At 71.1% G+C, this 8,668-nt stretch carries 6 protein-coding genes; 4 read left to right on the forward strand and 2 right to left on the reverse strand.

What is annotated here, in order from left to right:
• Positions 1-12 precede the first annotated feature (12 nt).
• From C1J00_RS32475 to C1J00_RS32485, 3 genes are all read left to right on the forward strand, one after another.
• The gene (locus C1J00_RS32475) at positions 13-1,230 is read left to right on the forward strand and encodes a sensor histidine kinase (RefSeq protein WP_102912562.1); all 1,218 of its coding nucleotides are present in this window, start codon (positions 13-15) and stop codon (positions 1,228-1,230) included.
• Entirely contained in the window at positions 1,227-1,910 is a 684-nt protein-coding gene (locus C1J00_RS32480) for a response regulator (RefSeq protein ID WP_102912563.1), read from the forward strand. The genes C1J00_RS32475 and C1J00_RS32480 overlap by 4 nt, the downstream gene beginning before the upstream one ends.
• Before the next feature lie 160 nt (positions 1,911-2,070).
• Positions 2,071-5,193, forward strand: a complete 3,123-nt coding sequence (locus tag C1J00_RS32485) for an efflux RND transporter permease subunit (RefSeq protein WP_102912564.1) — start codon at positions 2,071-2,073, stop codon at positions 5,191-5,193.
• A gap of 64 nt (positions 5,194-5,257) precedes the next feature.
• On the opposite strand, the gene nadA is transcribed toward C1J00_RS32485, so the two are convergent.
• Entirely contained in the window at positions 5,258-6,454 is a 1,197-nt protein-coding gene (nadA, locus tag C1J00_RS32490; RefSeq protein ID WP_102912565.1) for a quinolinate synthase NadA, read from the reverse strand.
• 283 nt (positions 6,455-6,737) lie between these two features.
• Between nadA and C1J00_RS32495 the strand changes: the two genes are divergently transcribed.
• Positions 6,738-7,094: a HesB/IscA family protein gene (locus C1J00_RS32495; protein WP_031109243.1), complete on the forward strand. Its 357-nt coding sequence runs from the start codon at positions 6,738-6,740 to the stop codon at positions 7,092-7,094.
• A gap of 90 nt (positions 7,095-7,184) precedes the next feature.
• Here C1J00_RS32495 and C1J00_RS32500 read toward each other — a convergent pair whose 3' ends face one another.
• Positions 7,185-8,657, reverse strand: a complete 1,473-nt coding sequence (locus tag C1J00_RS32500) for a hypothetical protein (protein WP_245936585.1) — start codon at positions 8,655-8,657, stop codon at positions 7,185-7,187.
• Between the last annotated feature and the right edge of the window lie 11 nt (positions 8,658-8,668).

Below are 8,668 nucleotides of genomic sequence, written 5' to 3' on the forward strand. Positions count from 1 at the left end.
CCGTGAACCCCCGTGAGCACCCTCGCGCGGGCCAGATGCCGGGCCAAAGCGCACCCCCTCGCCATGGACGCCGTCCTCGCCTTCGCCGTCCTGGTCTGCATGGTCGTCGGCTCCTTCGTGGAGCCTCGGCACCGGGACAGCGTCAGCTGGGTCCTGCGCACCCCCGACGCCCTCAGCCTCGTCCTCATGGCCCTCGGCGCCGCCGCCCTGGTCTTCCGGCGCAGCGCCCCGATGACGGTCCTCGCCCTGACCGGCACGGCCTCCGTCATCGAGTCCGTCACCGGCGACCCCCGCGCCCCCGTCGCCATGTCCGCTGTCATCGCCCTGTACACCGTCGCCTCCGCCACCGACCGCCCCACCACGTGGCGCGTCGGCCTGCTGACCATGACCGTGCTGACCAGCGCCGCCATGGCGGCCGGCCCGCTGCCCTGGTACGCCCAGGACAACGTCGCGATCTTCGCCTGGACCGGCATCGGCGCCACCGCCGGCGACGCCGTCCGCAGCCGCCGCGCCTTCGTCCAGGCGATCAGGGAACGCGCCGAGAAGGCGGAACGCACCCGCGAGGAGGAGGCCCGCCGACGGGTCGCCGAGGAACGCCTGCGCATCGCCCGGGACCTGCACGACGTCGTCGCCCACCACATCGCCCTGGTCAACGTGCAGGCCGGTGTCGCCGCCCATGTCATGGACAAGCGCCCCGACCAGGCCAAGGAGGCCCTCGCGCACGTCCGCGAGGCCAGCCGCTCCGCGCTCAACGAGCTGCGCGCCACCGTCGGCCTGCTCCGGCAGTCCGGCGACCCGGAGGCCCCGACCGAACCGGCCCCGGGCCTCGACCGCCTCGACGAACTCACCGGCACCTTCCGCAGCGCCGGCCTGCACATCGAGGTCGCCCGCACCGACCAGGGCACCAGCCTTCCGGCGGCGGTCGGCCTGGCCGCCTACCGGATCATCCAGGAGGCCCTCACCAACGTGCAGAAGCACGCCGGGCCGCGGGCCAAGGCGGAGGTCAGCGTCGTACGCGTCGGACCGAACATCGAGATCACCGTGCTCGACGACGGCAGCGGCGAGCACGAGACACAGGACGGCGGCGGCCACGGACTGCTCGGCATGCGCGAGCGCGTCACCGCCCTGCGCGGCACCCTCACCACCGGTCCCCGCTACGGCGGCGGCTTCCGCGTCCATGCCATCCTGCCGGTCAAGAACGGCACACCGACCGGGGAGGACCCCGCATGACCATCCGTGTCCTGCTCGCCGACGACCAGGCGCTCCTGCGCAGCGCCTTTCGCGTGCTCGTCGACTCCGAGCCCGACATGGAGGTGGTCGGCGAGGCCTCCGACGGCGCGGAGGCGGTCCGGCTGACGAAGGAGCAGCAGGCCGACGTCGTCCTCATGGACATCCGCATGCCCGGCACCGACGGTCTCGCCGCGACCCGCATGATCAGCGCGGACCCCGGCCTCGCCGACGTCCGGGTGGTCATCCTGACGACGTTCGAGGTCGACGACTACGTCGTGCAGTCGCTGCGCGCCGGCGCCTCCGGCTTCCTCGGCAAGGGCGCCGAACCCGAGGAACTGCTGAACGCCATCCGGATCGCGGCCGGCGGCCAGGCCCTGCTCTCCCCGGCGGCCACCACCGGTCTGATCGCCCGGTTCCTCGCCACCGACGACCCGGCCGACGGCGGCAGCGACCCGTCCCGCGCCGAACGGCTCGACTCCCTCACCGTCCGGGAGCGCGAGGTGCTCGTCCAGGTGGCCGGCGGGCACTCCAACGACGAGATCGCCGAGCGCCTCGAAGTCAGCCCGCTGACGGTGAAGACGCACGTCAACCGGGCCATGGCCAAGCTGGGCGCCCGGGACCGCGCCCAGCTCGTGGTCACCGCGTACGAGTCCGGTCTGGTCCGTCCGAGGGTGGAGTGAGCTCTCCCCGGGCGTACTGCGGCGGGAGTATGCGCCGCATAAGGAAATGGACCTGGGGTCTACGAAACACCGTCTCCCCATGGCTCAGGGTGTAGGGGCGGGCGCCCATCTGCGTGCCCGCTGCCGCTTCTGCCGCTAAACAGAAGAGAGACCCTCACCCATGTCCTGGCTGTCGAGATTCAGCCTCGCGCAACGCGCCCTGACAGGGCTGATGTCGATCATCGCGCTCGTCTTCGGGGCGATCGCGATACCCCAGCTCAAGCAGCAGCTGCTGCCCACCATCGAACTGCCCATGGTGTCGGTGCTGGCGCCCTACCAGGGCGCGTCCCCGGACGTGGTCGAGAAGCAGGTCGTCGAACCCATCGAGGACACCCTCGAAGCTGTCGACGGCATCAGCGGCGTCACCTCCACCGCCAGCGAGGGCAACGCCGTGATCATGGCGTCCTTCGACTACGGCAACGACACCAAGCAGCTGGTCGCCGACGTCCAGCAGGCCGTCAACCGGGCCCGTGTCCAGCTCCCGGACGACGTCGACCCGCAGGTCGTCGCGGGCTCCACGGACGACATCCCGACCGTCGTCCTCGCCGTCACCTCCGGCCGCGACCAGCAGGCGCTGGCCGACCAGCTCGACAAGACCGTCGTGCCGGACCTGAAGAGCATCGACGGCGTCGGCCAGGTCACCGTCGACGGTGTCCGCGACCTCCAGGTCACCGTCACGCCCGACGACGCCAAGCTGGCGAAGGCGGGGCTGACCTCGCAGTCCCTGTCCCAGGCGCTCCAGGCGGGCGGCGCGACCGTCCCGGCCGGCTCCTTCGACGAGGACGGCGCCAACCGCACCGTGCAGGTCGGCGGTGGTCTCACCTCGCTGAAGCAGATCCAGGACCTGATGGTCACGGGCGAGCCCGGCACCAAGCGCAAGCCGGTGCGCCTCGGCGACGTCGCCACGGTGAAGCAGCAGGAGGCCACGGCCGACTCCATCACCCGCACCGACGGCAAGCCCAGCCTCGCCGTCGCCGTGACGATGGACCGCGACGGCAGCGCGGTCGCCATCTCCGACGCCGTCCAGGACAAGCTGCCCGACCTGCGGGCGGACCTCGGCTCCGGCGCCACCCTCACGGTCGTCAGCGACCAGGGCCCGGCCGTCTCCAAGTCCATCAAGGGCCTGACCACCGAGGGCGCCCTCGGTCTTCTCTTCGCGGTCCTGGTGATCCTGGTCTTCCTCGCCTCGATCCGCTCGACCATCGTGACCGCGGTGTCCATCCCGCTGTCCGTGGTCCTCGCCCTGATCGTGCTGTGGACGCGCGACCTGTCGCTGAACGTCCTCACGCTGGGCGCCCTGACCATCGCCGTCGGCCGGGTCGTCGACGACTCGATCGTGGTCCTGGAGAACATCAAGCGACACCTCGGCTACGGCGAGGAGCGCCACTCGGCCATCATCACCGCCGTGCGCGAGGTCGCCGGGGCGGTGACGTCCTCGACGCTCACCACGGTCGCGGTGTTCCTGCCGATCGGCCTGGTCGGCGGCATGGTGGGCGAACTGTTCGGCTCGTTCAGCCTCACCGTCACGGCGGCGCTGCTGGCGTCCCTCCTCGTCTCCCTGACGGTCGTACCGGTGCTGTCCTACTGGTTCCTGCGGCCCCCGAAGGGCACCCCCGAGGACGCGGACGAGGCGCGCCGGATCGCGGAGGAGAAGGAGGCCAGGAGCCGCCTCCAGCGCATCTACGTCCCGGTGCTGCGCTTCGCGACCCGCCGCCGCCTCACCAGCGTGGCCATCGCGATCGTCGTCCTGGTCGGCACGTTCGGCATGGCGCCGCTGCTGAAGACGAACTTCTTCGACCAGGGCGAGCAGGAAGTCCTCACCGTCAAGCAGGAGCTGAAGCCCGGCACCAGCCTGGCGGCCACCGACGCCCAGGCGAAGAAGGTCGAGCGGCTGCTCGCCCGTACCGAGGGAGTGAAGGACTACCAGGTCACGATCGGCTCGTCCGGCTTCATGGCGGCCTTCGGCGGCGGCACGGACAGCAACCAGGCCTCGTACCAGGTGATGCTGGACGACTCGGCGTCCTTCGAGGACGTCCAGGACAGCATCGAGAAGGGCCTGGCCGGGCTGAAGGGCATCGGCACCACCACCGTCGCCGCCGGTGACGGCTTCGGCAGCCAGGACCTCAGCGTGGTGGTGAAGGCCGCCGACGCCGGCGTCCTGCGCACGGCCGCCGAGGAGGTCCGCAAGACGGTCGCCTCCCTCGACGACGTCACGGACGTCTCCAGCGACCTGGCGACCAGCGTGCCGCGCATCTCGGTCAGGGCCGACGACAAGGCGGCCGCGGCCGGTTTCGACGACCAGAAGCTCGGCGCCGCCGTCGCCCAGGCCGTTCGCGGCACCACCGCGGCCAAGGCGGTCCTGGACGATACCGAGCGCGACGTCGTCATCCGCTCGGCGCAGCCCGCCAAGACGCTGAAGCAGCTCCAGGACCTGCGCCTGGGCCCGGTGAAGCTCGGCGACATCGCGACGGTGAAGCTGGTCGACGGCCCGGTGTCGATGACCCGCATCGACGGCCAGCGCGCGGCCACCGTCACCGCGAAGCCGACCGGCGACAACACCGGCGCGGTCAGCACCCAGCTCCAGTCGAAGATCAACGCGCTGAAGCTCCCGGACGGCGCCACGGCGTCGATCGGCGGTGTCTCCGAGGACCAGGACGAGGCGTTCGCCAACCTGGGCCTGGCGATGCTGGCGGCCATCGCGATCGTGTTCATGCTGCTGGTCGGCACCTTCCGGTCGCTGGTCCAGCCGCTGATCCTGCTCGTCTCCATCCCGTTCGCGGCCACGGGCGCGATCGGCCTGCTGATCGTCACCGGCACCCCGATGGGCGTCCCGGCCATGATCGGCATGCTGATGCTGATCGGCATCGTGGTGACGAACGCGATCGTGCTGATCGACCTGATCAACCAGTACCGCAAGCAGGGCCACGGCGTCGTCGAGGCCGTGATCGAGGGCGGCCGGCACCGGCTGCGCCCGATCCTCATGACCGCCCTGGCGACGATCTTCGCCCTGCTGCCCATGGCACTCGGCATCACCGGCGAGGGCGGCTTCATCGCCCAGCCGCTGGCCGTGGTCGTCATCGGCGGCCTGGTCACGTCGACCCTGCTGACGCTCCTGCTGGTCCCGACGCTCTACGCCATGGTCGAACTCCGCAAGGAGCGCCGGGCGAAGAAGCGGGCGGCCAAGAAGGGCCCGCCGGCCCAGCGCACGGAGTCGGCCGAGGAGCCGGAGCCGGCGCAGGTCTGACCGCGTAGGACGACGAAGGCCCACCCGGACTTCCGGGTGGGCCTCCGCCCCGCATGGGGGGCCGTTACGGCAGCGCCAGCATCCGCTCCAGGGCCAGCTTCGCGAAGGCCTCCGTCTCCTTGTCCACCTCGATGCGGTTGACGAGGTTGCCCTCGGCCAGGGACTCCAGGGCCCAGACCAGGTGGGGGAGGTCGATGCGGTTCATGGTCGAGCAGAAGCAGACCGTCTTGTCGAGGAAGACGATCTCCTTGCCCTCGGGCGCGAAACGGTTCGCCAGGCGGCGGACCAGGTTCAGCTCCGTGCCGATGGCCCACTTGGAGCCGGCCGGCGCGGCCTCCAGGGCCTTGATGATGTACTCCGTCGAGCCGACGTAGTCCGCCGCGGCCACGACCTCGTGCCTGCACTCGGGGTGCACCAGGACGTTCACGCCCGGGACGCGCTCGCGCACGTCGTTCACCGAGTCCAGGCTGAAGCGGCCGTGCACCGAGCAGTGGCCGCGCCACAGGATCATCTTCGCCGCGCGCAGCTCCTCGGCCGTCAGGCCGCCGTTCGGCTTGTGCGGGTTGTAGAGGACGCAGTCCTCCAGGGACATGCCCATGTCGCGCACGGCCGTGTTGCGGCCCAGGTGCTGGTCCGGCAGGAAGAGCACCTTTGTCGTTGAGGGCTCCCCCTGCTCGAAGGCCCAGTCCAGGGCCCGCTTCGCGTTGGAGGAGGTGCAGATCGTGCCGCCGTGCTTGCCTGTGAACGCCTTGATGTCGGCGGAGGAGTTCATGTACGACACGGGCACGACCTGCTCGGCTATCCCGGCCTCGGTCAGCACGTCCCAGCACTCGGCGACCTGCTCGGCCGTCGCCATGTCGGCCATCGAGCAGCCGGCGGCGAGGTCGGGCAGGACGACCTTCTGGTCGTCGGAGGTCAGGATGTCCGCGGACTCCGCCATGAAGTGCACGCCGCAGAACACGATGTACTCGGCCTCCGGGCGGGCGGCCGCGTCGCGGGCCAGCTTGAACGAGTCACCCGTCACGTCGGCGAACTGGATGACCTCGTCGCGCTGGTAGTGGTGGCCGAGCACGAAGACCTTGTCCCCGAGCTTCTCCTTCGCCTTGCGGGCGCGCTCCACCAGGTCCGGGTCGGACGGCGAGGGCAGGTCGCCGGGACACTCCACACCGCGCTCGCTCTTCGGGTCGGCCTCACGGCCGAGGAGCAGCAGGGCGAGGGGCGACGGCTGTACGTCGAGGTCCTGGGTCTGGGCGGTGGTCACGACACGCACCCTTTCTGTTTCTGCGACTTTTCGTCGAATTGACGCTTACCTATCATAACCGCTTCACGTCACTTTGACGATGGCCATAGCGTCTGTGTGACGTGAATCCCGGTGAGCCGCCGTTCATTCCCGGGAAGACCCGGAAAGAGCCGTTTTCCGGTTCCCGGTGCGTGTGCGAGCATGAAAAGGAGCCGGGATCGAGAGCCCGGCCCGGAATGAATCCGCGGCCCCGCCGGTTGCAACCGTCGGCAAGCAGTCTCCGTACAACCCGGGAGAGATGTAGATGTCCGTATCGGACGAGACCAGCACCGTCACCGACGGCATCATCCTGACCGACGCCGCCGCGTCCAAGGTCAAGGCGCTGCTCGACCAGGAAGGCCGCGAGGACCTCGCGCTGCGCGTCGCCGTCCAGCCCGGCGGCTGCTCCGGCCTGCGCTACCAGCTCTTCTTCGACGAGCGCGCCCTCGACGGCGACGTGGAGAAGGACTTCGGCGGTGTGAAGGTCGTCACCGACCGCATGAGCGCCCCGTACCTCGGCGGTGCCACGATCGACTTCGTGGACACCATCGAGAAGCAGGGCTTCACGATCGACAACCCGAACGCGACGGGCTCCTGCGCCTGCGGCGACTCCTTCAGCTGAGCCTGCCGAGCCGCCCCCGGCGGCCGCGGACACGACGAAGGCGGCGGCCCCCTCCGACGGGGCCGCCGCCTTCGTGCCGTGTGGCCGCTCCTACCGCTCCTGAGTCGGGGGAGCCGGCAGCCGTGCGCCCTCCTTGGCCAGCGGGACCGCCTCGCCGTCCGCGTCGACGACCGCCCGGTCACCGAGCGGCTCGTCCAGCCGCACGGTCTCCTGGAACTGCTTGGCGATCATGACGCAGACCTTGTCCGGCCACGGCGTCGACGTCACGGTGACCGTCACCTCGCCGCCCTTCTCGCTCGCCTTCACGTCGTAGTCCGCGCAGACCCCGCCGGTGAAGGTCACCGTCAGCTCCGCGCCCTCGGCCCGGTAACCGTCCACCTTCACCTCGCGCGGACCGGGAGCCGACGTCGGCTGGTCACTCGGCTCGCTCGGCTCGGGGGAGGCCAGGAACCTCGGCTCCACCGCCGGGTACGTCACCGTGAACGGGTCCTTCGCGCCCGGCGCCGTCACCTCGAACAGCCAGGACGGCACCAGAGCCTGCCGCCCGTCCACGACGTGCGCGGCCAGCCCGAACACCGCGTTCTCGACCGTGACCGTGTCCTGCTCGGGAGCACCGCTCGCCGGCTGCTCGCAGGGTTGCTCCAGCCGGTCCTTCAGCGGCACGGGGCTCGCGCAGCCGCCGATGCCCATCCGGGGGTCCTTCTTCGGCTGCCCGTTCATCAGCTCCAGCGCCTTCCCGGCGCTGACCACCGGGTACGTGTCGCCCTTCACCGGCGTTTTCAGCTGACCGCTGCCGCCGACGACCTCGCCGTCCGAGCCGACCGTGATCCCGGTCGTCCAGCCGTGCGTCGGCAGTCCGCCGACCTCGGGAGTGGCGTTCACCACCCGCTGGGCGCCCATGATCTGGCTCGCGTCGCGCTTCGCGTCGTCCTGACCCACCGCCTTCAGCACGGGCGCGGCGGCCTTCTCGGCCGCCTCCTCGCTCACCGGCGTGCCGCCGGTCTGCGGGGCGGTACAGGTGTCGGTGCCCTTGCAGTTGTCGGTGCCCGGGGCGTACCGGCTGAACGTCCAGGCCCCCGGCGCCTGCCGGTTCACCTGCAGACTCGGTCCCGACCCGTCCTGGCCCCCGATCTTCCAGGCCTCGCCCTGCGCCACCGGCGACCCGTCGACTCCGAGGGCCTTCGCCAGCCGGGCCACCTCCTCCTTCGTGACCTCGCCCCGCGCCCGGTACACCGGCGCCTCACCGGGGCTGTCGGGCAGGGTGCCGGCGACCCGGTAGGTGGCGCCGTAGGGGTTGGGCTCGCCGGGTGCGATGCCATTGCCGCCGCCCGCCGTGGACTCCGAGTAGCCGTCGAGTGCGAGCGGCGGGGGAGTGTCGTCCCCACCGGGCGCACCGGACGTCGTACCGCCGCCCGCTCCACTGGACGCGTTGGCGGCGAGCCAGGCCCCGCCACCGCCGATCAGCAGCACGGCGGCAGCGACGGAGGCGATGATCGCGGGCGTACGGGGACGGCCACCGCCGTGACGGGCCAGGTCCTCCTCGTGCCGGGGGAGGTCACCCACCGGTGCCGGGG

It is taken from the genome of Streptomyces cahuitamycinicus, assembly GCF_002891435.1.
GTDB classification, from domain to species: Bacteria; Actinomycetota; Actinomycetes; order Streptomycetales; family Streptomycetaceae; genus Streptomyces; species Streptomyces cahuitamycinicus.

What these genes read in the sequence shown, in the direction of transcription:
- C1J00_RS32495 (WP_031109243.1), top strand. Translation starts at nt 6,738, where the DNA reads ATGTCCGTATCGGACGAGACCAGCACCGTCACCGACGGCATCATCCTG.
- C1J00_RS32480 (WP_102912563.1), top strand. Translation starts at nt 1,227, where the DNA reads ATGACCATCCGTGTCCTGCTCGCCGACGACCAGGCGCTCCTGCGCAGC.
- C1J00_RS32485 (WP_102912564.1), top strand. Translation starts at nt 2,071, where the DNA reads ATGTCCTGGCTGTCGAGATTCAGCCTCGCGCAACGCGCCCTGACAGGG.